General features: G+C 64.9%; 22 protein-coding genes and 1 pseudogene. 11 read left to right on the top strand and 12 right to left on the bottom strand.

The annotated features are described in order from the left end of the window. Positions 1–33 precede the first annotated feature (33 nt). Genes HWV67_RS02735 through HWV67_RS02725 form a run of 3 tightly spaced genes read right to left on the bottom strand, consistent with a single transcriptional unit; the run spans position 34 to position 3,091 of the window. Entirely contained in the window at positions 34–1,128 is a 1,095-nt protein-coding gene (locus HWV67_RS02735; protein WP_175649809.1) for an extracellular solute-binding protein, read from the bottom strand. Then, positions 1,125–2,033 carry an N-carbamoylputrescine amidase gene (aguB, locus tag HWV67_RS02730; RefSeq protein WP_175649808.1) on the bottom strand — a complete coding sequence of 303 codons (909 nt, stop codon included), beginning with the start codon at positions 2,031–2,033 and terminating at the stop codon, positions 1,125–1,127. Before aguB ends, HWV67_RS02735 begins: the two co-directional genes overlap by 4 nt. Beyond that, complete coding sequence (locus HWV67_RS02725; protein ID WP_175649807.1) at positions 2,030–3,091, bottom strand: agmatine deiminase family protein; 1,062 nt, start codon at positions 3,089–3,091, stop codon at positions 2,030–2,032. The genes aguB and HWV67_RS02725 overlap by 4 nt, the downstream gene beginning before the upstream one ends. Before the next feature lie 135 nt (positions 3,092–3,226). Here HWV67_RS02725 and HWV67_RS02720 point away from each other — a divergent pair, with 135 nt between their 5' ends. Further along, a complete protein-coding gene (locus HWV67_RS02720) occupies positions 3,227–4,096 on the top strand; it encodes a LysR substrate-binding domain-containing protein (protein WP_175649806.1) in 870 nt (289 codons plus the stop codon). Positions 4,097–4,108: 12 nt separating this feature from the next. Here the strand turns inward: HWV67_RS02720 and HWV67_RS02715 are convergent, their stop codons facing one another. The 5 genes from HWV67_RS02715 to HWV67_RS02695 all read right to left on the bottom strand — a co-directional run bounded on the left by HWV67_RS02715 (position 4,109) and on the right by HWV67_RS02695 (position 9,965). Next, a complete protein-coding gene (locus tag HWV67_RS02715; protein WP_175649805.1) occupies positions 4,109–4,840 on the bottom strand; it encodes a CPBP family intramembrane glutamic endopeptidase in 732 nt (243 codons plus the stop codon). A gap of 469 nt (positions 4,841–5,309) precedes the next feature. Next, positions 5,310–7,001 carry an FAD-dependent oxidoreductase gene (locus tag HWV67_RS02710; RefSeq protein ID WP_175649804.1) on the bottom strand — a complete coding sequence of 564 codons (1,692 nt, stop codon included), beginning with the start codon at positions 6,999–7,001 and terminating at the stop codon, positions 5,310–5,312. A 90-nt stretch (positions 7,002–7,091) separates the two neighbouring features. Then, complete coding sequence (locus HWV67_RS02705; protein WP_175649803.1) at positions 7,092–7,412, bottom strand: NIPSNAP family protein; 321 nt, start codon at positions 7,410–7,412, stop codon at positions 7,092–7,094. A 2-nt stretch (positions 7,413–7,414) separates the two neighbouring features. Beyond that, positions 7,415–9,145 carry an FAD-dependent oxidoreductase gene (locus HWV67_RS02700; RefSeq protein WP_175649802.1) on the bottom strand — a complete coding sequence of 577 codons (1,731 nt, stop codon included), beginning with the start codon at positions 9,143–9,145 and terminating at the stop codon, positions 7,415–7,417. A 10-nt stretch (positions 9,146–9,155) separates the two neighbouring features. Beyond that, positions 9,156–9,965: a shikimate dehydrogenase family protein gene (locus HWV67_RS02695; RefSeq protein ID WP_175649801.1), complete on the bottom strand. Its 810-nt coding sequence runs from the start codon at positions 9,963–9,965 to the stop codon at positions 9,156–9,158. Between the two features lie 145 nt (positions 9,966–10,110). On the opposite strand from HWV67_RS02695, the pseudogene HWV67_RS02690 reads away from it, so the two are divergent. After that, positions 10,111–10,881 (top strand): annotated as a pseudogene (locus tag HWV67_RS02690) (IclR family transcriptional regulator domain-containing protein). 101 nt (positions 10,882–10,982) lie between these two features. Here the strand turns inward: HWV67_RS02690 and HWV67_RS02685 are convergent. Next, the gene (locus tag HWV67_RS02685) at positions 10,983–11,894 is read right to left on the bottom strand and encodes a LysR substrate-binding domain-containing protein (protein WP_175649800.1); all 912 of its coding nucleotides are present in this window, start codon (positions 11,892–11,894) and stop codon (positions 10,983–10,985) included. A 124-nt stretch (positions 11,895–12,018) separates the two neighbouring features. On the opposite strand from HWV67_RS02685, the gene HWV67_RS02680 reads away from it, so the two are divergent. The 5 genes from HWV67_RS02680 (at position 12,019) to HWV67_RS02660 (ending at position 15,777) form a co-directional block, all read left to right on the top strand. Continuing rightward, the gene (locus HWV67_RS02680; protein ID WP_175649799.1) at positions 12,019–12,912 is read left to right on the top strand and encodes a sugar phosphate isomerase/epimerase family protein; all 894 of its coding nucleotides are present in this window, start codon (positions 12,019–12,021) and stop codon (positions 12,910–12,912) included. Next, positions 12,909–13,685: an SDR family NAD(P)-dependent oxidoreductase gene (locus HWV67_RS02675; protein ID WP_175649798.1), complete on the top strand. Its 777-nt coding sequence runs from the start codon at positions 12,909–12,911 to the stop codon at positions 13,683–13,685. The genes HWV67_RS02680 and HWV67_RS02675 overlap by 4 nt, the downstream gene beginning before the upstream one ends. Before the next feature lie 42 nt (positions 13,686–13,727). Further along, positions 13,728–15,023, top strand: a complete 1,296-nt coding sequence (locus HWV67_RS02670) for an MFS transporter (RefSeq protein WP_175649797.1) — start codon at positions 13,728–13,730, stop codon at positions 15,021–15,023. 61 nt (positions 15,024–15,084) lie between these two features. Beyond that, on the top strand, positions 15,085–15,369 hold the full coding sequence (locus HWV67_RS02665) for a YciI family protein (RefSeq protein ID WP_175649796.1): 285 nt from the start codon (positions 15,085–15,087) through the stop codon (positions 15,367–15,369). A 150-nt stretch (positions 15,370–15,519) separates the two neighbouring features. Beyond that, positions 15,520–15,777 (top strand): type B 50S ribosomal protein L31, encoded by a 258-nt coding sequence (locus HWV67_RS02660; RefSeq protein WP_175649795.1) that lies wholly within the window; start codon positions 15,520–15,522, stop codon positions 15,775–15,777. Between the two features lie 71 nt (positions 15,778–15,848). Here HWV67_RS02660 and HWV67_RS02655 read toward each other — a convergent pair whose 3' ends face one another. Together HWV67_RS02655 and HWV67_RS02650 are read right to left on the bottom strand one after the other, a co-directional pair. After that, a complete protein-coding gene (locus tag HWV67_RS02655; protein WP_175649794.1) occupies positions 15,849–17,492 on the bottom strand; it encodes an acetolactate synthase large subunit in 1,644 nt (547 codons plus the stop codon). A 177-nt stretch (positions 17,493–17,669) separates the two neighbouring features. Then, on the bottom strand, positions 17,670–18,371 hold the full coding sequence (locus HWV67_RS02650; protein WP_175649793.1) for a FadR/GntR family transcriptional regulator: 702 nt from the start codon (positions 18,369–18,371) through the stop codon (positions 17,670–17,672). 277 nt (positions 18,372–18,648) lie between these two features. Between HWV67_RS02650 and HWV67_RS02645 the strand changes: the two genes are divergently transcribed. Genes HWV67_RS02645 through HWV67_RS02630 form a run of 4 tightly spaced genes read left to right on the top strand, consistent with a single transcriptional unit; the run spans position 18,649 to position 21,466 of the window. Beyond that, positions 18,649–19,428 carry a transporter substrate-binding domain-containing protein gene (locus HWV67_RS02645; RefSeq protein ID WP_175649792.1) on the top strand — a complete coding sequence of 260 codons (780 nt, stop codon included), beginning with the start codon at positions 18,649–18,651 and terminating at the stop codon, positions 19,426–19,428. Positions 19,429–19,438: 10 nt separating this feature from the next. Next, the gene (locus HWV67_RS02640; protein WP_175649791.1) at positions 19,439–20,104 is read left to right on the top strand and encodes an amino acid ABC transporter permease; all 666 of its coding nucleotides are present in this window, start codon (positions 19,439–19,441) and stop codon (positions 20,102–20,104) included. Next, complete coding sequence (locus HWV67_RS02635; RefSeq protein WP_175650954.1) at positions 20,101–20,751, top strand: amino acid ABC transporter permease; 651 nt, start codon at positions 20,101–20,103, stop codon at positions 20,749–20,751. Before HWV67_RS02640 ends, HWV67_RS02635 begins: the two co-directional genes overlap by 4 nt. Further along, positions 20,738–21,466, top strand: coding sequence for an amino acid ABC transporter ATP-binding protein (locus HWV67_RS02630; protein ID WP_110970516.1), 729 nt, complete (start codon positions 20,738–20,740; stop codon positions 21,464–21,466). Before HWV67_RS02635 ends, HWV67_RS02630 begins: the two co-directional genes overlap by 14 nt. Positions 21,467–21,538: 72 nt before the next feature. On the opposite strand, the gene ycaC is transcribed toward HWV67_RS02630, so the two are convergent. Further along, a complete protein-coding gene (gene ycaC, locus HWV67_RS02625) occupies positions 21,539–22,162 on the bottom strand; it encodes an isochorismate family cysteine hydrolase YcaC (protein WP_110970517.1) in 624 nt (207 codons plus the stop codon). Positions 22,163–22,187 lie beyond the last annotated feature (25 nt).

The raw sequence follows: 22,187 nt of genomic DNA, 5'->3' as shown, positions 1-22,187 counted from the left end.
TTGTCTCTCACTTCGGGTTGGGGGTACGTGGGGCTAACCGCCGCTGGCGGTCTTGAATTTGGTCCAGGTGCGCATCCGTGCACGCATCGCCGACTGCGCGATGTCCTTGCCGGGAATCAGGCGCTGGAAGCCCGTTTCATCAGGATAGATATCCGGGTTGTCGCGCATCGCCGGATCGACCTGCGGTCGCGCCTTGGCGCTGGAGGTCGGGTAGCCGGTGAAGTTGCTGATGGCCGCCATGTTGTCCGGGCGCATGACGAAGTTGATGAAGGCGTAGGCGTACTCCGGATGTTTGGCATCCACCGGGATCGCCATGTTGTCCATCCACACCGTGGTGCCTTCGCGCGGGATGCGGTACTGGAAACGCACCGGCTTGCCGGCGGCATCGGCGGCGCGCTGGGCCTGGGTCATGTCGCCGCTGTAGCCGAGGGACAGGCACAGGTTGCCATTGACCAGGTCGGTGACCGGCTGCGACTGGAACTTGCGGATATACGGTCGCAGTTTCAGCAGCAGTTCACTGGCCGCGGCCAGGTCTTCCGGTTTGGCGCTGCGCGGCTCGCGACCCAGGTAGTTGAGCACCACCGCCAGTACTTCGTCAGGTGAATCGATGATGGAAATCCCGCAATCGGCGAACTTCGCCGCCAGCTCCGGCTTGAACAGCAGGTCGAGACTGTTCACTGGCGCGTCGGCGAGGCGTTGGCGGACCATCTCCTCGTTGTAGGTCAGGCCGATGGTGCCCCAGGTGTACGGCACCGTAGCGCCCGCAGAGTGGGGATAGTGCTTGCGCAGTTGCTGCAGGCCCGGCTCGATATCTGCCAGCGCGGTGATCCGCGCAGGGTCCAGGGCCTGCAGGCTGCCGGCGCGCATCAGCCGTTCGGCGACGGTGTCGCCGGGGAAGATCAGGTCGTAGCCGCTGCCGGCGGTCATCAGCTTGGCCTCCAGCACCTCGCTGCCGTCCATCACGTCGTAGATCACCTTGATCCCGGTTTCGGCGGTGAAGCGCGACAGGGTGTCTTCGGCAAAGTAATCGGCCCAGTTGTACAGGCGCAGGGTCTTGCCCGGGTCGTCAGCCTGAGCAGAGCCAACCGCCAGGCCCAGAAATGCGGCGCACAGCCAGTGGCGATTCATCGCGCACCTCCCTGACCCCAGATGCTGTTCTGGCGGCCGTCGAGGCCCAGCAAGGTGCCGTACATTTCCGGACGGCGGTCGCGGAAGATGCCCCAGGTCAGGCGCTCGTCGCGCATGGCGGCGAGGTCGAGGGTCTGCACCCAGACACCGGAGGTCTGGCGATCGGCTTCGCTCAACAACTTGCCTTTGTGGTCGCTGATAAAGGACGAACCGTAGAAATCCATGTGCAGTTCCGGGTCGCCGGTCGCCACTTCACGCCCGACCCGGTTGGCCGCCACCACCGGCAACAGGTTGGCCGCCGCGTGGCCGCGCATGGTCATCTGCCAGTGGTCACGGGAGTCCAGCGCTGCCGCGCCGGGCTCCGAGCCGATCGCGGTGGGAAACAGCAGCACCTCGGCGCCCATCAGCGCCAGGCAGCGCGCCGTTTCGGGGAACCACTGGTCCCAGCAGATACCCACGCCGAGACGGCCGAAAGCGGTGTCCCACACGCGGAAGCCGGTATCGCCGGGGCTGAAATATTCCTTCTCCTGATAGCCGACGGCGTTGGGGATATGGGTCTTGCGGTAGACCCCCAGCAGGCGGCCATCGGCATCGGCCACGCTCAGCGAATTGAAGAAGGCGTTGCCGGCCTTCTCGAACCAGCTCAAAGGCAGCACCACCCCAAGTTCGCGGGCCAACGCGGCGAAGCGCTGGAGCACGCGGCTGTCGCGGTATTCCTCGGCCAGAGCGAGGTGCTTGTGGTCCTGCTCGATGCAGAAATACGGCGTGGCGAACAGCTCCTGCAACAGGATGACCTGCGCCCCTTGCGCGGCGGCTTCGCGGACCCGTTGCTCGGCGCGGTCGAGGTTGTCCTGCAGGTTCCAGGTGCAGTGCATCTGGGTGGTAGCGACGGTCAACAGGCTCATGGTTTCACCCCCGCTACCGGCCAGGCCGGCTGCTGCTGGGTAATGCAGTGCACCCCGCCGCCGCCGTGGGCCAGGTGGTTGATCTGCACCGGCACCACTTCGCGACCCGGGAATGCGGCGGCCAGTACCTGGGCGGCTTCGCGGTCGGCGTCGATGCCGTAGGCCGGCATGATGATCGCGCCGTTGGCGATGTAGAAGTTGGTGTACGAGGCGCAGAACACTTCGGCGGACGGATCCACTGCGGCGCTGGCTTCATACAGTTCGATCAGCTCGAACGAGCGGCCTTTGGCATCCCGCGCCAGTTCCAGGGCGCGGCGGTTTTCCCGCACCACTTCGGCGTACACCGAATCCTGCTCGCGGGTCGCGTCCACCAGCAGCACGCCGGGGCGGGCAAAGGCGCAGACGCCATCGACATGACCGTCAGTCATATCGCCAGTGACGTAGTCGGGATCGCCCGGCAACCAGATGGTCTTGGTGATCCCCAGCAGGCGGCTGAAAACCTCTTCCATCTCCGCCTTGCTCACCCCCGGGTTGCGGTTGGGGTTGAGCAGCACCGACTCGGTGGTGATCAGGGTACCTTCGCCATCGACATGAATGGCGCCGCCTTCGTTGGCCAGCGGCGTGCCGAAACAGTCCAGGCCGAGTTGGTTGAGCACGCGGCGGGCGAGGCTTTCGTCGAGGTCATGGGCCGACTTGCCGCCCCAGGCATTGAAGCGCCAACTGACTCCAGCCAGGCCGTGTGTCGGGTGGCAGACAAAGCTTGGCCCGGAATCCCGGCACCAACTGTCGTTGACTGCGTGTTCGATCAGCTCGACGTTGGGTCCGCAGAGATCGGCGGCGCTGGCCCGGCCACTCGGGTCCACCACCAGCTTCACCGGTTCGAAACGGGCAATGGCATTGGCGACCCGAGCGAAATCCGCCTGCACATCGGCCAGGGTCACACCCCAGATGCCTTCCCACAGCGCCTGGTTGTGCGGCCAGACCATCCAGGTCGCCGCATGAGGAGCCCATTCCGCGGGCATGGTCCAGCCGCTCGTTCCAACGCCATTGCACAGCATGTTCTTCACCTTTCAGTTAAGTATTTTTTATGACTGAAATCCGCTGAGTGCGGAATGGAGTTCATGCTATGGCTTCAACTACGGCGCAACAAACGATAGATTTAGCGCACAACTGATTAGCCGAGCTTATCGATAATGCTGAAACACTGGCCCCCGTTGAACGCTCTGCGCGGCTTCGAAGCCGCTGCCCGCCTCGGCAGCTTCCACAAGGCTGCGGACGAACTGCACCTGACCCAGTCGGCGATCAGCCAGCAGATCCGCAGCCTGGAAACCTTCCTCGAACAACCGCTGTTCTTCCGCACCGGGCGCAGCGTCAGCCTGACCGATGCCGGCCACGATCTGCTCAGCACCACCCAGGCGCTGCTGCAGGACCTGTCGGTGGGCATCCGCCGCCTGGAGCAGTACCGCAAACCCAACCAACTGGTGGTCAACACCACGCCGGCCTTCGCCCGCCACTGGCTGCTGCCGCGCCTGGGTGACTTCCATCGCCAGCACCCGGAGGTGGATTTGTGGCTGTTCACCACCTTCGAAGCGCCGGACATGGCCACCCAGACCATCGACCTGAGCCTGCGCGATGACCTCGAACCGCAGGTGGAGTGCAGCTATCAGCCGCTGTTCGACGACCGGCTGTATCCGGCCTGCCACCCTGACCTGATCGACCAGCCGCCCGCGCAGCGCACCACCCTGCATGGCGAGCGCAACATGGACTGGAGCCGCTGGCAGGTACTGGGCGGCGAGGATGTCGGCCAGCGCGGCAACGGCCTGAACTTCTCCGATCCGGGGCTGCTGCTGGATGCCGCCTGCGAGGGCCACGGGATCGCCCTGGTCAGCCAGTTGCTGGCAGCGCGGGCGCGGGACAAAGGCTTGCTGCAACCGCTGAGCGAACGCAGCGTGGCCGGCGCGACCTGGGCGTGCCTGATTCATCAGGACAGCGAAAAAAGCGCGATGACCCGGGCGTTCAGCCAGTGGTTGCGGGAGGCGTTGGCGGTGACCGTTGCGTCGTAAACCTGGGTCGCTTCAGCCCTGGCTCATCGGCACGGCGATCAACAGGATCGCCGTGCCGTGCGCCGCGATGGCTGCGAGGATGCCGTAGCGCATCCGCAGCAGTGCGCAGACCAGGCCCTCGATCAAGGTGAACGCCAGAATCGGCCAGCCCACTTGCGTGACGCTCAAGGCCAGAAACGCATGGCAGGCGGCGAACGCAACGGCGCTGCCGAGGGCGGCGCGCAGGGCGCTGGTGTGCTGCTCGAGGTGACCTTGCAGCATCCCGCGAAACAGCACCTCTTCCAGCGCATTGCCGCCATAGGCCAGCAACAGCAGGCCGCCGAACCAGAGACCGCCAGCGTCGAATCCGTTGCCCTGATACAGCCGCAACGGCAGACCGATGGCGAGACCGGCCAACAGGCCGAGGAACAGCCCGAGGCCAACATTTCCCCTGCGCCAGACCAACAGCGCCCATAACTCCGGCGCCACCCGCGCCAACACAGCGATCAGCGCCAGTGACAGCAGGCCCAGCGCAGCCAGCACCAGCGGGTTGGCGATGAAGGCGATCTGGACCTGATCCGACAGCGACCACAGGCCCTGGGGCGTCATCGCGTCGCGAAGCAGCACGAAGGTCAGCAGCAGAACAAGAATGCGCATGCCGGCCTGGTGCTTTGGCGTGAGCCAGAACCACAAGGCGCAGAGCAGGAAGCCGGGCGTGAGGTAGAGCAGGTAGGCGCTGAGGCGGGAAAGTCCTTCTTCGAGCATTGCGCGGGGTCCGTGGGCGGCGGTGGGGGGGGCAGTTTAGATGAGGTTTGTGGGGGTTAGGAAAGGTGTTTGGGTGGGAGAGATATTGGGCAAAGACCATGAGTGCCTGTCAGAGGATTCGGTCATGGCCACCAGGTGCTAGTCGACAGATCTCTAGCGTCCTTGAGATCGAGCGCCGCCCGCGCGGCGCTTCGCGAGCAAGCTCGCTCCCACATTTGTTGCAACGAGCCTATGTCTGTCAGGCCATGGTTGATCGCCTTGTTTGTTCGACTCGATTTAGGGGTTGGCGCCCCAGCCGCTCCGCACTCTCCTGTCATGCACCAAGGCTGGCAACACCAATTCCACAGGCCATGGTGCGTTGCAACCAATGTGGGAGCGAGCTTGCTCGCGAAGCGCCGCGCGGGCGGCGCTCGGTCTTGAGGGCGCTAAAAACCTGTCGGCTAGCACCTGCCGGCCATGACCGGATCCTCTACCAACCCCCTTCTCTCCGATCACTCCCCCCAGCCAACGCCAACCCCGCCAGATACCCAAACGTCATCCCCGGCCCAAGAGTGATCCCGCCACTCGGGTAATACCCGCCCATGATGCTGTTCATATCATTGCCCACAGCATGCAACCCCGGAACCACCGCACCGGTGCCATCCAGCACCCGCGCCTGTTCATCCGTCTTCAACCCGGCAAAAGTGCCCAGGCTGCCGGGCACCAGCCGCACCGCGTAGAACGGCCCACTAAGCGCTCGCAACGAAGGATTGGGCAGGTTCGACGGATCACCCGAAGCGCGGTTGTACGCCGATTGTCCGCGGCCGAACTCAGGATCATGCCCCACCCGCGCATGCTGGTTGAACCGCTCGACCGTAACCTGCAACTGCGCTGCATCGATCCCGCAACGCTGCGCTAGTTCGGCAAGGTCGCGCCCTTTGACGAGGTAACCGCAGCGCCGGTAATACCCGGTCGGAAACGGAAACGGTTTGGCCCAGCCAATGCCGAAGCGGCGCTGCGCCTGGTGATCGCAGATCATCCACGCCTCGGGCGCCTGTCCGGCCGGGGTGCGGGCGAACAGGTCGTTCATGAAGTCGTGGTAGCAGTCGGCTTCGTTGGTGAACCGTCGGCCATCAGCCCCCACGGCGATAAAGCCGGGTTTGCCCCGGTCGATCAGATGCGGAAAACGTCCGGGGGGCCCCTTGCGCCGCGGCACCAGCGACACCGGTGCCCAGGCGGCGTCGTGAGCAAGGTCATCACCCATCAGGCCACCCGCCTGCTCACCAAGGCGCAAGCCGTCGCCGCTGTTGCTCAAGGGCGCCGCGCAGTGATGGTCATGACCAAGACGTTGTTGCAGGCGCTGCGGGTCGTGGGCGAAACCGCCGCAGGCGAGGACCACACCACGCCGGGCGCGCACCTCGCACGCCACGCCCTCACGCTGTAGCACCGCCCCGCTCACCCGGCCACCTTCGCGGAGCAGGCGCAGCGCCGGGCTGTCGGTCAGCAGGTTGACCTGCAGGTCCAGCGCGCTTTTCAGCAGACGCGCCACCAGCGCATTGCCGTTGACCAGGTGCATGCCGCGCCGATAGCGCAGCAGGTCAGCGCCGTGTCGCAGCAGGCGCTTGCCCACATGCCACGCGGCTTTCGCCGAACGCCGGGCATTGAAGAACGCGCTCATATCGGCGCCGCCCGCGATACCCATGCCGAACAGGCTGACGATATCCAGCGGCGGGCGCAGCTTGTCGATCCACGCCCCGAGCACTCGCCCATCGAACGGCTGCGCACACAAGGAACGCCCGCCTTTTGCCGCGCCGTCACCGTCGCGCATGTCCGGCATTGTGCTGCCGGAATAGAACTGCACGGCGGTGTGACGCTGGAAGAACTCGACCATTTCCGGGCCACGGCGCAGATACGCCTGCTGCTGCGCGGTCAGTGCTTCGCCGCGCACCTGCTCCAGCAGATAGCGCTCGGCACCCTGCTCCGCTTCAACCGTTCCTTCGGCCAGCGCCAGCGGATTGCGCGGTACCCACAACCAGCCGCCGGACCAGGCGCTGGTGCCTCCGAGCAGCGCGGTTTTTTCCGCGACAATCACCTTCAGTCCGCGTTGCGCCGCAGTGACCGCCGCCGCCAGGCCCGAGGCCCCGGAGCCGATCACCAGCACGTCGCATTCAAGCTGTTGCATCACGCATTGCCTTCATTCGGGAGGATCGAAAAAACTTCGCCAGCCAGCCCGCGCCTATCAAGGAGAAAGGCGCGAGGCCGGCCTGCGGGGTCACTTCAGCGGCGAGAAAGCGGTCGGGCGCATCAGCCGCGATTCCAGCTTGAGCACCGCGCCGAGTTCCTTGTTCTTGCGGCCGAACTCGGCCCAGCGCGGGTCGGCGGCCATGCTGGCGCGGCGGGCGGCGCGGTCGTCGAGGCTCTCGTAGGCCCAGATGTGCACGACCTGATTGGCCTCGCCAAATTCGGTGGTGAAGAAGCCCACCAGATTGCCCAGGTGCTCGGTCTGCACCGCCAGGGCGTCGCTCTGGTACAGGGCCAGCCAGTCGGCCATGCGGGTCGGGCTCAGGGTGTAGGTGCGCAGTTCGTAGTACATGGTTATTGCTCCAGGACAGGTGAGGGAAGATTCGCCAGCCGCTCGGCGGCATGGCAGGCCGCGAGCCAGCCGAAAGTCAGGCCGGGGCCGATGGTGATGCCGGGGCCGGGATAGGTGCCGTCCATCAGCGAGTTCATGTCGTTGCCGGCGGCATACAGGCCGGGGATCGGCGCGCCGCTGGCGTCCAGCACCCGCGCCTGACCATCGGTGGCCAGGCCACGGGCCGAACCGAGGTCGCCGGTGTGCAGGCGGATCGCGTACCACGGCGCCTTGAGCAGCGGCGCGTTGCACGGGTTGGGTTGGTGGTCGGGGTCGCCCATGTAGCGGTTGTAGCTGTTGCCGCCCTTGCCGAACTCACGGTCGATTCCGTCGCGGGCATCGCGGTTGTAGCGTTCCAGGGTGCGGCGCAGGCCTTGGGGATCGACGCCGATGCGCGCGGCCAGTTGCTCGGCCGTGTCGGCGCGATAGAGGTAGCCGGCGTCGATCAGCGCGCTGTTGTCCACCGGCTTGGGCCGGGCCAGGCCGAGGCCGTATTTGTTCAGGGCATCGGCATCGCAGATCAGCCAGCACGGTGTGTTGCCGGTGGCAAACATGGTCTGGACGAAGTGGTGATAGGAGTTGGATTCATTGACGAAACGCTCGCCGGCCCGGTTGACCGCAATCACGCCCGGCTTGGCGCGGTCAGTCACCAGATGCGGAAACCGCTCGCGCTCACCGTTCTTGTGCAGCACCTCGGAGACTGGTGCCCAGAAGAAGTTGGCGGCGAGCTTCTCGCCCGCCACCGCGCCGGCCGCCTGACCCAGGCGCAGGCCGTCGCCGACGTTGGTCTCCGGCGACATGGTCAAGTGCGCCGCATCGCTGTGCGGGCGCTGCGCCGCCGCGTCCGGCCCGGCGGCGAAACCACCGGTGGCGCAGACCACACCGCCACGGGAAAGCACCCGATGCTGGCGACCGTCGCGGGTGATCATTGCGCCCACCACCCCGCCGTTCTCGACGATCAGCGAGTCGGTGCGGCTGTTCAGCCACAACTGCAAGCCATCGGCGAACGCGCTGGTCGCAAGCCTTGCGATCAGTGCGTTGCCGGTGGTCAGCCGCGTGCCGCGCGGATGGCTCAGGCGGTCGATGGCATAGCGGCCCATGAGTTTCAGGCAGTGCAGCAGCGAACGCGGCGAACGGCGGAAACTCAGGAAGTGCTGAATATCGACGCGGTTGACCATCATCCCGCCGAACAACAGCATGCCCGCCGGCGGCATCTTCAGCTCCTTGAAGTGCGCGCCGAGGCGGCGGCCATCGTATTCGAGCATTTCCAGCGCGCGGCCACGGTCGGTGCCACCCTCTTCGTCCGGGTAGTAATCCGGCGACAGCGGGCGCAGGGCGTACTTGAGTTCAGTATTGCTTTCAAGCCAGCGCAGCGCGGCATGGCCCTGGTCGATATAGGCGTCCACCAGCGCGGCGTTGTAGCCGGGGCCGATGGTCTTTTGCAGGTAGCGGCGCATGGCGTCGGCGCTGTCCGGCGCGCCTGCGGCGCGGGCCTGGTCGGTGCCATACAGCCAGACCGCGCCACCGGAAATCGCCGAGGTGCCGCCGAACTGCGCGGCCTTCTCCACCAGCACGACCTTCAGCCCTTTGCGCGCAGCAGTCGCGGCGGCGGCGAAACCGGCGGCGCCACTGCCGAGCACGATCAGGTCGACGAGCGCGTCGCCGTCAGCGGGAAAACGGGTTGCCGTGTTCATCGCCCGGCCCTCACAACTGCAAGGGCGTGACGCCCATGAAGTGACCGAGGTTGCCGAGCTGGGCGAAAGCCATCTGCGGCCCGGTCTGGATGCTGCACCCACGAGCGCGGGCGGCAGCCAGCAGCGGCGTGATTTCCGGCGAGGTGACCACGTCGGCGACCAGGGTCGAGGCCTGCAGAGCATCCAGTTGCGCGGCAGGCAACGGCAGTTCGCCGGTGCCGCCCATACCGGCCGGAGTGGCGTTGACCAGCAAATCGAAGCCGGCGAGCGTGGCGTAGCCGATCTCGATGCGAACCTCGCCGAACGCCTTGCGCAGCAGCGCGGCCAGCGTCTCGCAGCGCGCCAGGCTGGCATCGCTGAGCACCAATGACGCCACCCCGGCCTGGCACAACGACCAGGCGATGGCGCTGCCGACGCCACCGGCACCGATCACCAGCGCACGCTTGCCGCGGGCCTGGAAACCGTTGAGGCAAGCGGCATTGAGAAAGCCCTCGCCATCGACGTTATCGCCCAGCAGGCGGCCATCGGCCTGGCGGCGGATGACGTTCACCGAGCCCAGCGCGCCGGCCCGCTCGCTGACCTCATCGAGGCGCCCGGCCAGTACCTGCTTGTACGGCACGGTCACCACCACGCCGCGCAGGTTCTGCCAGCCACGCAGGGTATCGATGAAAGCGTCGAGGGCGTCTTCGCGGATATCGATGGGCAACATCGCCAGGTTCCGGCTGTTGTCCTGGAACCAGCGGTTGAAGTTTTCCGGGGATTTGACCTGGGTGATGGGCGACCCGACGATCGCCACCAGTTCGGTGGATCCGTGCAGCATGCTGACCTCCAGAGGGTCCGTTTTGTTGTGCGCCAAGGGTGCGTCCTGGCGTCGCACCGGCCAATGCTGGAGATCGTCCTTTCAGTTGTTATTCGCAGCGCGACTGCGATAATCGCACTCTTCGTTCATATTCCCCGGAATCGCCATGGCCCACCCCACCATCCACCCGCGGGACCTGATCGCCGGCCTGCAAAAGGGTCTGGCGCTGATGCAACTGTTCAGCGTCGACCAGCCGAAACTCACCGTGCCCCAGGCCGCCTCGCTGTCGGGCATGACCCAGAGCGCCGCGCGGCGCTTCTTGCTGACGCTGGTGCATGAAGCGTTTATCGAGACCGATGGCCGGCATTACTGGCTGACCCCCAAGGCGTTGCGCATCGGCCAGGCTTACGTCGATTCGGCGCAACTGCCGCCGCGCATGCTGCGGCCGGTGGTGGAACAGGTGGCGCGGACCACCGAGCATGTTTAGGTGGGCACCCGCGATGGCGACGAGATGGTGCATATCGTCCGCAGCCGCTACAGCCACGTCGCCTCGCTGTCGATCCGCCCCGGCTCGCGGGTGCCGATGTACTGCACCGCCAGCGGCCGGCTGTGGCTGGCGGCGTTGGGCGCCGAGGCGCTGGATGCCTATTTCGCCCGCACTCAATTACGGGCGTTGACGCCCTACACCTGCGTTGACGAGCAGGCATTGCGCGAGGAATTGCGGGTTATCGCGCGCCAGGGCTACGCCGAAGTGGATCAGGAATTCGAAGTGGGCATGCGCGTGCTTGGCGTGCCGCTGCAGGACCGCCACGGCGTGCTGCGCTCGACGCTGGCGATCACCAGCCATGCGTCGCGGATCAGTGTCGAGGACATGCGGAAGCGGTTTTTGACACCGTTGTATGAAGCGCAGGCGTTGTTGCGGCCGGTGCTGGAGTGATGGGCATCAGGGGCCGCAGACAGCCCAGTCAGTGAAACTTGTTGGAGCCCTTGTGGGAGCTGGCAGGTGGAGGAAGGGACCGGCAACCTCAAACCCACCGCTCACCCCACCCGCCCACACCACTCCCGCAACAATCCGGCAAACTGCTGCGCCGCCTCCGACAGCGGCCGATCCGTCGGGGTGGTCAGGCCGATCGGTGCCCGCAGCAGGGTGCTGCTGAACGGCAGCGCCTTGACGATGCCAAGCCGCAAATCCAGATCCACCACGCCCCGTTGCACGAACCACACGCCGTCGTAGTCCTGCACATAGACCCGCGAAAACGTCTCGCTCAGCGATTCCTGAATGTGGAAACCTTCGCCCGCGCCACTGGACAGCAAGAAGTTGTCGACGCTGATGCGCACCAGCGTGCCCTGCGGCGAAACCAGCAGCACGTAAGGCCGCAGGTCCTCCAGCACCAGCCGCTCGCGTGACGCCAGCGGGTGGTCGCTGCGCACCACCAGCAGCAGGTCTTCCTCGTACAACGCCTCGAACACCACGCCGAGCATGTCGCGACCGATCAGACGGCCGACGATCAGGTCGAGCTCGTGGGTGCGCAGCTTGCCGACCAGAAAATCATAGACCCCGGACAGCACCTGGACCTGGATCTGCGGACAACGCTGGCGCATCTGCGCAACCACCGGCGCCAGCATGTAGCCCGCCGCCGTCGGCAGCGCGCCGACCCGCAGCAATTGCGGCGCCTGGACCTGCGCCTGGCCCTCGTCCATGGCCATGCGAAAGCTCGCCATCGCCTGCGCCGCATGCTTGTGAAAGGCCTCGCCGGCCTGGGTCAGTTGCACACCTTTGCGGCCGCGCACCAGTAACTGCGCGCCAAGCTCCTGCTCCAGTTCCTTGATGCTCTTGGACACCGCCGACAGGGTGATATGCAGCAGCCGCGAGGCCGTGACCAGGCTGCCCGAGCTGACCACCGCGAGAAAGACACGAAAGTGACGCAGGTTGATGGTTGAGAGATTCACCGCCACAGCCCTTGAGTTAATCAACCTGCAAGTTAACCAAGGCGCGATTTTATATCAATTTAATCAACCCACAACTTCATCTAGCATTCTCTTCAACGCTTCTCGCTCACAGGACCCAACCCCCATGACTCAACCGTGCCCACGCCTGGGTGTCTCCAGCGCCTCGCTGCCCAGCCTCGCTCCTGACGCCTTGGCCGAGGAACTCGTTCGCCAGGGTTACCAGGGCGTCGAATGGCGGGTGGCCGAGACCGACAGCCTGGATGCCAGTCGCGGCTGGGATGCGCGCAGCAACAACCGCTGCACTATCGCGCCCACCGAGCAGGCAATCGCCCGCATCCACCAGCACTGCCAGGCACTGGGTCTGGAGATTTTCGGGCTCAGCCCCTACCTTGCGGTGGGCGACCTTGAACAGGCCTTTCGCCTGATCGACCTGGCCGGCCTCGCCGGACAGACACGCCTGCGCCTCTGGGCACCCGGCTATGAACAGGAGCGCTACCCGGCAGCCTATGCCCGCATGCGCCGCTTTCTCGATCAACTGCTGCCCCGCGCCGAAGCCGCCGGCGTGCGTCTGGCCCTGGAGGTGCACCAGCGCACCATCTGTTCCAGCCCGTCTTTGGCCATGCGCGTCGCCGAGCATTACCCGGCGCGGCATCTGGGCATCATCTACGACCTGGGCAACCTGGCCATCGAAGGCCGTGAAGATGTGCGCCTGTCCCTTGACCTGATGGGCGACCACCTCGCCCATGTGCAAGTCAAGAACGTCGCATGGATCGCCCAGGATCCGGGCCAGGGCTGGCAGTGGGAGTGGTGCCCGCCCGACCAGGGCGTGCTGCCGCTGCAGCCGATGCTGGCGACCCTGCGTGCCAGCGGCTTTGCCGACTGGCTGTCGATCGAGGACTTCTCCACCACTTACCGCGATGTACAGAAGCTTTCCCGCAACCGCGACCTGGTCCGCCGCTACATGAACCTGGATACGCCGGCCGCCGCCGTTTCACAGCCTGAGGTGCTCTGCCCATGACAACTGCCCTTCAACCGCGCCGCGTGGCCCTGGTCACCGGTGCCGCCGGCGAGCTCGGCCGCGCCATCTGCCGGCGCCTGGTCCGGGACGGACTGGACCTGGTCGCCGCCGACCTCGACCTGGATGCCAGTCAGACACTGCTCGACAGCCTGGAACTGGCCACCGGCCAACGCACCCTCGCCGTGCGCGCCGACCTCGGCGACGAGGCGTCCATCAGCGCGCTGGTGGCGACAGTCGGTGCCGCCTTCGGGCGGATCGATGTGGTGGTGAACAACGCCGCGGTCAATCATCGCAGCTCGATCTACGACTTCGACCCAGCGCAATGGGACCACATGATGGCGGTCAACCTGCGCGGCCCCGCCCTGCTCTGCCAGAAGGTCGCGCCGTACTGGAAGGCCCAGGGCAACGGCCGGGTGATCAATATGGTCTCGCGCTGCTGGGTCGCCGGCGGTCCGCCCGCCTATGTCGCGTGCAAGGCCGGACTCGTCGGCCTGACCCGCTCCATGGCGCGCGAACTGGCGCCGCACAATGTCACGGTCAACGCCATCGCCCCCGGCCTGCTGCCCTCGGCGTTCACCCTCGATGGGCGCGACGCGGAGAGTTTCCAGCGCATGGCCCATGGCTCGATCAACAACACCCCGCTCAAGCGCCTGGCGACCCCGGAAGACATTGCCGGCACCACCTCATACCTGGCCTCCACGGACGCGGCCTTCGTCACCGCCGAAGTCATTCACGTCTGCGGCGGCAGCCAGTTGGCACCCTTCGGCAACTGAACACGCGACACCCAACCATCACAACTACAACAAAGGTTGCACATGAACACTCACCATCCCGATAACCGGCGCATGGCCCGCCGGGCTGCGTTCGGCAGCTTCCTGGGCAGCGTCGTCGAGTACTACGACTTCTTTATCTACGGCTCCGCCGCCGCGCTGGTCTTCAGCACCCTGTTCTTTCCGTCCGGCGATCACATGGCCGGCACCCTCGCCGCGCTGGCGACCTTTGGCGTCGGCTATATCGCCCGGCCCATCGGCGCGCTGGTCTGCGGACACCTGGGCGACCGCATGGGGCGCAAACAAGTGCTGATGATGACGCTGATGCTGATGGGCATCGCCACCTTCACCATCGGCCTGCTGCCCACCTACGACATGATCGGCGCCTGGGCCCCGGCACTGCTGGTGGCCTGCCGCCTGCTGCAGGGCTTTTCCGCCGGTGGCGAGCAGGTCGGCGCCAGCTTGCTGACCATGGAACACGCCCCTGGAAAAAGTAAGGCGTTCTACACCAGTTGGCTGATCAATGGCGCCTCGATGGGCTCGATCCTCGCCACCTCGGTGTTCATCCCGCTGTCGATGCTGAGCCAGGAACAACTGCTCGCCTGGGGCTGGCGCATTCCCTTCCTGCTCAGCGCGGTGATGGTGATCATCACCTGGCTGATCCGCCGCGGCGTAGAGGAAAGCCCGGAGTTCAAGGCCAGCAAACCGATCCCGCAACGGCTGCCGGTTGCGGAGCTGTTCAGCAAGGAAGGGCGCGCCTTCATCACCGTGTTCTGCTGTGCGCTGATCTGCTCGGTGTCGTCGCTGGTGATGATCTTTGGCCTGTCGTGGGCCACCAACAACCAGAACGTCGACCGCCCGGCGATGCTCGGCGCCATCGCCGCCAGCCAGGCCGTGGCCCTGCTCTGCCAGCCATTGTTCGGCCTGCTGGCCGACCGCATCGGCCGCAAGCGGATCTTCGCCACCGGTTCACTGGCCTGTTGCGCCGGTGTGTTCCTGTTCCTCTGGTCGATCAGCACCGGCCAGATCGGCCTGATCATGTTCAGCACCGTGCTGCTCAAGGCCGTGTTCTACAGCGCACCGAACGCCCTGTGGCCGTCGTTCTACGCCGAAATGTTCAGCATCCGCGTGCGCTATACCGGCGTCGGCCTGGCGACCCAGTTGAGCTTCATCATTGCCGGCTTCTCACCCAGCCTGTGCTACGCGCTGATGAGCGACAGCAACGACTGGCTGCCAGTGGGTTGCTTTATCGGCGGCATGGCCTTGGTCGCAGCGATTGCGGCGATGCTGTCGCGCCCGGCCGGCGAGACCGAATCGGCGCTACAGGCCCGCACTGCCTGATCACACCCGGCCCCGCTTTTTCGCGGGGCTTTTTTCTGCATGACCTGACAGGAGTACCGCAATGGCTTTCGCACTGATCGCCCACGACTACGATGACGCGCTGGAACGACGCCTGGCATGCCGCGAGCAGCACCTGGCCCGGCTCAGGGCGCTGGCCGCCGACGGGCTGTTTCTCGGTGGCGGGGTGTTGCTGAATGAGCAAGGAAAGATGATCGGCTCGAATGTGCACCTGGGTTTCGAGCAGCGGGAGGCGCTGGAGCTGTGGCTGAAGGATGAGCCCTATGTAAACGAGAAGGTCTGGGAGACAGTCGAGATTCGCGAGATGCGGCTGTTCTCGCCGAACTAGGGGGTGCTCTTGAGGCCGCCATGCACAGCCTCTGTGGAAGCTGGCTTGCCAGCGATGGCGTCCTGAAACCCACACACTCATCTGGACTTGAAATGAGATTCGATATCAATTAACTTTCGTTACTTTATATCATCTCAATTGGAGCACCCGATGAAACCCGGCATTCACCCCGACTACCGCCCTGTCCTCTTCCACGACGTTGCCGCCGATGCGTTCTGGCTGATCGGTTCCACCGCCGCCACCGACAAGACCTTCGCCCACAGCGATGGCAACACCTATCCCTATATCACCCTCGACGTGTCCAGCGCCTCGCACCCGGTCTACACCGGCCAGGAACGCAAGGCCAAGACCGAAGGCCGGGTCGCAGGCTTCAACAAGCGCTTCGCCGGTTTTTCCAGCAGCAAATAAAAAACCGCCGCGCTCCGGAAACCCGGAACGCGGCGGTTCTTTGTCTTCTTCAACGAAACCGCGTCAAACCCTTAGACCGCCAGGGCGCGCTCGCGCAGTTCGATGTTGAGGATGCGATCGTTCTCGCTGTAGTCGACCGGGCAGTCGATCACGTGCACGCCCGGGGTCTTGATGCAGTGTTCCAGCAGCGACAGCAACCCTTCGGCGCTTTCCACGCGGTGACCATTGGCACCGTAGGCTTCGGCGTATTTGACGAAGTCCGGGTTGCCGTAGTCCAGGCCGAAATCGGTGAAGCCCATGTTGGCCTGCTTCCAGCGGATCATGCCGTAGCCGTCGTCACGCAGGATCACCACGGTGACGTGCATGCCTAAGCGTACTGCGGTTTCCAGTTCCTGGCTGTTCATCATGAAGCCGCCATCGCCACACACGGCGATCACCGGACGGTCCGGGTACACCAGGTGCGAAGCCATGGCCGACGGCAGGCCTGCGCCCATGGTCGCCAGAGCGTTGTCGAGCAGCACGGTGTTGGGCTTGTGCGCCTTGTAGTTACGGGCGAACCAGATCTTGTAGATGCCGTTGTCCAGGGCAACGATGCCTTCGGACGGCAGCGCGCGACGGATGTCGGCGACCAGGCGCTGCGGGTAGATCGGGAAGCGGTTGTCGTCCTTGCCTTCGGCGATCTGCAGTTCGTTGGCTTCGCGGATCGCCAGCAGGCGGGTGAAGTCCCAGTGCGAGGTGTCGCCCAGGCCTTCGGCGATCTGCCAGACAGCGTTGGCGATGTCGCCGATCACTTCGATCTGCGGGAAGTACACGGCATCGACTTCGGCGGAACGGAAGTTGATGTGGATGACTTCGGTGCCGCCACGGACCATGAAGAACGGCGGCTTCTCGATCACGTCGTGGCCGATGTTGATGATCAGGTCGGCCGCTTCTACCGCGCGGTGCACGAAGTCACCGGAGGACAGCGCAGCGTTGCCGAGGAAGCGCGGATCACGCTCGTCGACCACGCCTTTACCCAGTTGGGTGGTGACGAAAGGAATGCCGGTCAGGTCGATCAGCTGCTTAAGGACCTTGGCGGTCATCTTGCGGTTGGCGCCGGCGCCGATCACCAGGATCGGGCTGCGGGCGGTGCGCAGCTTGCTGATCGCGGCGTCGATGGCGACGTGCTCGGCCAGCGGACGACGGTGCAGGCTCGGCGGGATCGGCATGGCATCGGTCTGCTCGGCAGCGATGTCTTCCGGCAGCTCCAGGTGCACCGCGCCCGGCTTCTCTTCCTCGGCCAGACGGAAAGCTTCACGCATGCGCGAAGGAATGTTGTCGGCGGAAGCGAGCTGGTGGGTGTACTTGGTGATGGGGTCCATCATTCCGCACACGTCGATGATCTGGAAACGGCCCTGCTTGGATTTCTTGATCGGCTTCTGGCCGGTAATCATCAGCATCGGCATGCCGCCCAGGTAGGCGTAGGCGCCGGCGGTCACCAGGTTGGTCGCACCAGGGCCGAGGGTCGCCAGGCTGACGCCGGTCTTGCCGGTCAGGCGGCCATAGGTCGCGGCCATGAAGCCCGCGGACTGCTCGTGGCGGGTCAGAACCAGCTTGATCTTCGACTTGCGCAGGGATTCCAGCAGGTCGAGGTTTTCCTCACCGGGAATGCCGAACACATACTCGACACCTTCGTTTTCCAGGCATTGCACAACGACATCGGCGGCCTTGGCCATCTTGCTTGCTACCTCAAATGGGATTGCACGGGATCAACACGATCGCTCAGCGCGTGAACGCACGACGAACGTAGTCTTGACGTCGGCAACGCTCGATGGAGTCACGCACGAAAGCGGGCGCGATTGTCGCACCTTTTCAGACATGTCGCGTAACACACTTGCCGGTAATCGCACAGTTCAGCCACCAAACACGATCCCCGTGCGCGCCGCCGCATTGCGGATATGTTCCTGCATCGCTTTCTGCGCCGCGCTCGCCGAATGGCGGCTCAGCGCACGGAGGATCTTGCGGTGTTCCTGCCAGGTTTCCATCGCCCGCTCCGGGCGAATGAACGGCAGTTTCTGGCTCTCGGCGAAGATGGTTTCGCTGGAGGTGACGATGTGCAGCATCGCCCGGTTGCCGCTGGCTTCAAGCAGGCGGCGGTGGAAGGCGAAATCGAGCTTTGCCGCCGCCTCGAACTGGCGGCGCAGTTGCTCGCGCATGGCTTCGACGTTCACCGCCAGTTCATCCAGGTCGTCGGCGGTCAGGGCGTTGGCCGCCTGCCCGGCGGCGAAACCTTCGAGCACGTAGCGCAACTGGAAGGTGTCCGCCGCGCCGATCTGCTGGGCGAACGGCCAGGAAAACCACGACGATTCCGCCGCTGGCTCGCTCTTGGTGCCCTGCACGAAGACGCCTTTGCCCGGCTGCACGCTGACCACGCCCAGGGCGCTCAGCGACGACAAGGCTTCACGCAATGACGCGCGGCTCACCCCCAGCCGTTCGGCCAGGTCGCGCTGCGAGGGCAAGGCATCGCCGGGCTGGTAGTCGCCCTCGCGGATCAGCCGTTGGATGGCCTGCAAGGCCTGCTCGGGAACGGCGCTGCGGGGTGGAATATCGAGCATGTGGTCAGACCCGTCAGAACGAAGAATGCGCTGTTTTACGTCCTTTTCCCGCTACCACGCAAGTTTGGCCCCATCCTGGCGCAGGCCCGGAAACATTGCCTTTTCTCGGGGCAAAATGGGTTTACTTGGTTATCGCGAACCCGACAACTGTTCAGACCAGTAATACCGCGTAAAACCGGGCCTCCGGGAAATTTTTGAAGATTTTTCCGTGCATGGCACGCCGGCTGCAATGGGCTCGAAACGATTCAGCCCATTGATCCGCCCCGAGGACCTGACCATGAGTAAACTGCGTACCCTTCTGCTGGCTACCCTCCTGTGCGGCAGCGCCGTCGGCGCCCAGGCCGATGTGCTGGGCGACATCGCCCAGCGCGGCGTCCTGAAAGTCGCCGTACCCCAGGACTTCCCGCCGTTCGGCTCGGTCGGCCCCGACCTCAAGCCCCGCGGCCTGGACATCGACACCGCGCAACTGCTGGCCGACAAGCTTGGCGTGAAGCTGGCCCTGACCCCGGTCAACAGCACCAACCGCATTCCCTTCCTCACCACCGGCAAGGTCGATCTGGTGATCTCCAGCCTCGGCAAGAACCCGGAGCGCGAGAAGGTCGTGGACTTCTCCAAACCCTACGCGCCCTTCTACCTCGCCGTGTTCGGCCCGCAGGACAGCAGCGTCGACAGTGTCGAGGCGCTGGCCGGCAAGACCATCAGCGTCACCCGCGGCGCCATCGAAGACATGGAACTGAGCGCCGTGGCCCCGCAAGGCACCACCATCAAGCGTTTCGAGGACAACAACTCGACCATCGCCGCCTACCTCTCCGGCCAGGTCGACCTGATCGCCAGCGGCAGCGTGGTGATGTCGGCGATCGCCGAGAAGAACCCGAAAAAAGTCCCGGTGCTCAAGGTCAAGCTCAAGGACTCCCCGGTCTACGTCGGCATGGCCAAGGAACAGCCGGCGCTGCTGGCGAAGGTCAACGGCATCCTCGCCGAAGCCGTCGCCGATGGCAGCCTCAACCGCAACGCCGAGAAATGGCTGAAACAGCCGCTGCCCGCCGATTTCCAGTGAGCCCCTGCGCATGGCCTATCAATTCGATTTCGCCGCGGTACTGGCCCAGGGTGACCTGCTGCTCAAGGGCGCGGCGTTCACCCTGGAGCTGACGCTGATTGGCACCGTGGTCGGCGTTGCCCTGGGCATCGTCGGCGCGGCGGTCCGCGCCTGGAACCTGCGACCGTTCAACTGGTTGTTCGCGGTGTATGTGGAGCTGATCCGCAACACCCCGTTCATCGTCCAGTTGTTCTTCATCTTCTTCGGCCTGCCGGCCCTCGGCGTGCGCATGAGCGAATGGCAGGCCGCGGTGCTGGCGATGGTGATCAACCTCGGCGCCTATTCCACCGAGATCATCCGCGCCGGCATCCAGGCGATCCCGCGCGGGCAACTGGAAGCGGCGGCGGCCCTGGCGATGAGCCGGTTCGAGACCTTCCGCTATGTGATCCTGCGCCCGGCCCTGGCCAAGGTCTGGCCGGCGCTGTCGAGCCAGGTGGTGATCGTCATGCTCGGCTCGGCGGTGTGTTCGCAGATCGCCACCGAGGAGTTGTCGTTCGCCGCCAACTTCATTCAGTCGCGCAACTTCCGTGCCTTCGAAACCTACCTGCTGACCACCCTGATCTACCTGTTGATGGCCATCGCCGTGCGGCAGTTGCTCAACCTGCTGGGCCGGCGCCTGATCGTGAGGAGAGGCTGATGGATTTCACCTTGTGGGACATCGTGCGCAACCTGCTCACCGGTTTGCAGTGGACCTTGCTGTTGTCGCTGGTGGCCTTTGTCTGCGGCGGCGCGGTCGGGCTGCTGATGCTGGTCGGGCGGATTTCGCAGAACACCACGCTGCGGGTGCTGAGCCGCGGCTATATCGAGCTGTTCCAGGGCACACCGCTTTTGATGCAGCTGTTCATGGTGTTTTTCGGCATCGCCCTGTTCGGCATCGATGTCTCGGCCTGGGTGGCTGCAGCGGTGGCGCTGACCCTGTTCACCAGCGCCTTTCTCGCCGAGATCTGGCGCGGCTGCGTGGAGTCGATTCCCCGTGGCCAGTGGGAAGCCAGTTCGAGCCTGGCGCTGAGCCGTTACGAGCAACTGCGCCACGTGATCCTGCCGCAAGCGCTGCGCGTCGGCGTGGCGCCGACCGTGGGCTTCTCGGTGCAGGTGGTCAAGGGCACTGCGGTGACGTCGATCATCGGCTTTACCGAGCTGACCAAGACCGGCGGCATGCTGGCCAACGCCACCTTCGAACCCTTCCTGATCTACGGCCTGGTTTCCCTGGGCTACTTCATTCTGTGTTTTCCACTGTCACTGGGTGCCCGTTACCTGGAGAGGAGGCTGCATGCCGCTGGTTAGAGTGTCTGCGTTGCACAAGTACTACGGGAACAACCACGTGCTCAAGGGCGTCGACCTGAGCATCGAACAGGGCGAGGTGGTGGCGATCATCGGCCGCAGCGGCTCGGGCAAGAGCACCCTGCTGCGCACCTTGAACGGCCTGGAGTCGATCAACGACGGAGTGATCGAAGTGGACGGCGAATACCTCGACGCCGCGCGCGCCGACCTGCGTTCGCTGCGGCAGAAAGTCGGGATGATCTTCCAGCAGTTCAACCTGTTCCCGCACCTGAGCGTTGGCGAGAACGTGATGCTCGCGCCGCAACTGGTGAAGAAGACCTCCAACGCCGACGCCCGCAAGCTGGCGCAGCAGATGCTGGATCGGGTCGGCCTGGGCAATCGCTTCGACGCCTACCCCGACCAGTTGTCCGGCGGCCAGCAGCAACGGGTGGCGATTGCCCGGGCGCTGGCGATGTCGCCGAAGGTGCTGCTGTGTGACGAAATCACCTCGGCGCTGGACCCGGAACTGGTCAGCGAAGTGCTCAGCGTGGTGCGTGAACTGGCCCGCGAAGGCATGACCCTGGTGATGGTCACCCACGAAATGCGCTTCGCCCGCGAGGTCGGCGACAAGCTGGTGTTCATGCACCAGGGCAAGGTGCATGAGATGGGCGATCCGAAAGTGCTGTTTGACGCGCCGCAAACGCCGGAGCTGGCGAACTTCATTGGCAGCGTTGCCTGAGCTGATATCCCGTGAACGACAACGGGCTTGGCGCATCCGCGACAAGCCCGCTGGAAGAACCTCCGAATGCGCTTACTTGGCGGTCAGCGCCGCGTAGCTGTTCATCAGGTTGCGGTAGTTGGGGATGCGCTGGGACAGCAGGTTGCCCAGGCCTTCGATATCGTTGCGCCAGTCGCGGTGCAGCTCACAAGCCACCGAGAACCAGTTCATCATCTGCGCGCCGGCTGCGGTCATGCGCGCCCAGGCCGCTTGCTGCACGGTCTCGTTGAAGGTGCCGGAAGCGTCGGTCACCACGAACACGTCGAAGCCCTCGGCCAGCGCCGACAGGGTCGGGAACGCCACGCAGACGTCAGTCACCACGCCGGCAATGATCAGTTGCTTGCGACCGGTGGCCTTGATGGCCTGGACGAAGTCTTCGTTGTCCCAGGCGTTGATCTGACCAGGGCGGGCAATGTACGGCGCGTCCGGGAACAGTTCTTTCAGCTCGGGCACCAGCGGGCCGTTGGGGCCTTGTTCGAAGCTGGTGGTCAGAATGGTCGGCAAGCCGAAGAACTTCGCCAGGTCACCCAGGGCCAGGACGTTGTTCTTGAACTCGTTGGGCGAGAAGTCCTGCACCAGGGAAATCAAACCTGTCTGGTGATCCACCAGCAATACCACGGCATCGTCTTTGTTCAGGCGTTTGTAGTTGGCGCTCATTACATGACTCCTAGGGGTTGAATGA

Origin of the sequence: Pseudomonas sp. Marseille-P9899 (assembly GCF_903166565.1) — a bacterium.
Classification (GTDB): Bacteria; Pseudomonadota; Gammaproteobacteria; order Pseudomonadales; family Pseudomonadaceae; genus Aquipseudomonas; species Aquipseudomonas huaxiensis.
This window is presented reverse-complemented; position numbering and strand designations above follow the sequence as displayed.

What these genes read in the sequence shown, in the direction of transcription:
- HWV67_RS02735 (WP_175649809.1), bottom strand. Translation starts at nt 1,128, where the DNA reads ATGAATCGCCACTGGCTGTGCGCCGCATTTCTGGGCCTGGCGGTTGGC.
- aguB (WP_175649808.1), bottom strand. Translation starts at nt 2,033, where the DNA reads ATGAGCCTGTTGACCGTCGCTACCACCCAGATGCACTGCACCTGGAAC.
- HWV67_RS02725 (WP_175649807.1), bottom strand. Translation starts at nt 3,091, where the DNA reads ATGCTGTGCAATGGCGTTGGAACGAGCGGCTGGACCATGCCCGCGGAA.
- HWV67_RS02720 (WP_175649806.1), top strand. Translation starts at nt 3,227, where the DNA reads ATGCTGAAACACTGGCCCCCGTTGAACGCTCTGCGCGGCTTCGAAGCC.
- HWV67_RS02715 (WP_175649805.1), bottom strand. Translation starts at nt 4,840, where the DNA reads ATGCTCGAAGAAGGACTTTCCCGCCTCAGCGCCTACCTGCTCTACCTC.
- HWV67_RS02710 (WP_175649804.1), bottom strand. Translation starts at nt 7,001, where the DNA reads ATGCAACAGCTTGAATGCGACGTGCTGGTGATCGGCTCCGGGGCCTCG.
- HWV67_RS02705 (WP_175649803.1), bottom strand. Translation starts at nt 7,412, where the DNA reads ATGTACTACGAACTGCGCACCTACACCCTGAGCCCGACCCGCATGGCC.
- HWV67_RS02700 (WP_175649802.1), bottom strand. Translation starts at nt 9,145, where the DNA reads ATGAACACGGCAACCCGTTTTCCCGCTGACGGCGACGCGCTCGTCGAC.
- HWV67_RS02695 (WP_175649801.1), bottom strand. Translation starts at nt 9,965, where the DNA reads ATGCTGCACGGATCCACCGAACTGGTGGCGATCGTCGGGTCGCCCATC.
- HWV67_RS02680 (WP_175649799.1), top strand. Translation starts at nt 12,019, where the DNA reads ATGACTCAACCGTGCCCACGCCTGGGTGTCTCCAGCGCCTCGCTGCCC.
- HWV67_RS02675 (WP_175649798.1), top strand. Translation starts at nt 12,909, where the DNA reads ATGACAACTGCCCTTCAACCGCGCCGCGTGGCCCTGGTCACCGGTGCC.
- HWV67_RS02670 (WP_175649797.1), top strand. Translation starts at nt 13,728, where the DNA reads ATGAACACTCACCATCCCGATAACCGGCGCATGGCCCGCCGGGCTGCG.
- HWV67_RS02665 (WP_175649796.1), top strand. Translation starts at nt 15,085, where the DNA reads ATGGCTTTCGCACTGATCGCCCACGACTACGATGACGCGCTGGAACGA.
- HWV67_RS02660 (WP_175649795.1), top strand. Translation starts at nt 15,520, where the DNA reads ATGAAACCCGGCATTCACCCCGACTACCGCCCTGTCCTCTTCCACGAC.
- HWV67_RS02655 (WP_175649794.1), bottom strand. Translation starts at nt 17,492, where the DNA reads ATGGCCAAGGCCGCCGATGTCGTTGTGCAATGCCTGGAAAACGAAGGT.
- HWV67_RS02650 (WP_175649793.1), bottom strand. Translation starts at nt 18,371, where the DNA reads ATGCTCGATATTCCACCCCGCAGCGCCGTTCCCGAGCAGGCCTTGCAG.
- HWV67_RS02645 (WP_175649792.1), top strand. Translation starts at nt 18,649, where the DNA reads ATGAGTAAACTGCGTACCCTTCTGCTGGCTACCCTCCTGTGCGGCAGC.
- HWV67_RS02640 (WP_175649791.1), top strand. Translation starts at nt 19,439, where the DNA reads ATGGCCTATCAATTCGATTTCGCCGCGGTACTGGCCCAGGGTGACCTG.
- HWV67_RS02630 (WP_110970516.1), top strand. Translation starts at nt 20,738, where the DNA reads ATGCCGCTGGTTAGAGTGTCTGCGTTGCACAAGTACTACGGGAACAAC.
- ycaC (WP_110970517.1), bottom strand. Translation starts at nt 22,162, where the DNA reads ATGAGCGCCAACTACAAACGCCTGAACAAAGACGATGCCGTGGTATTG.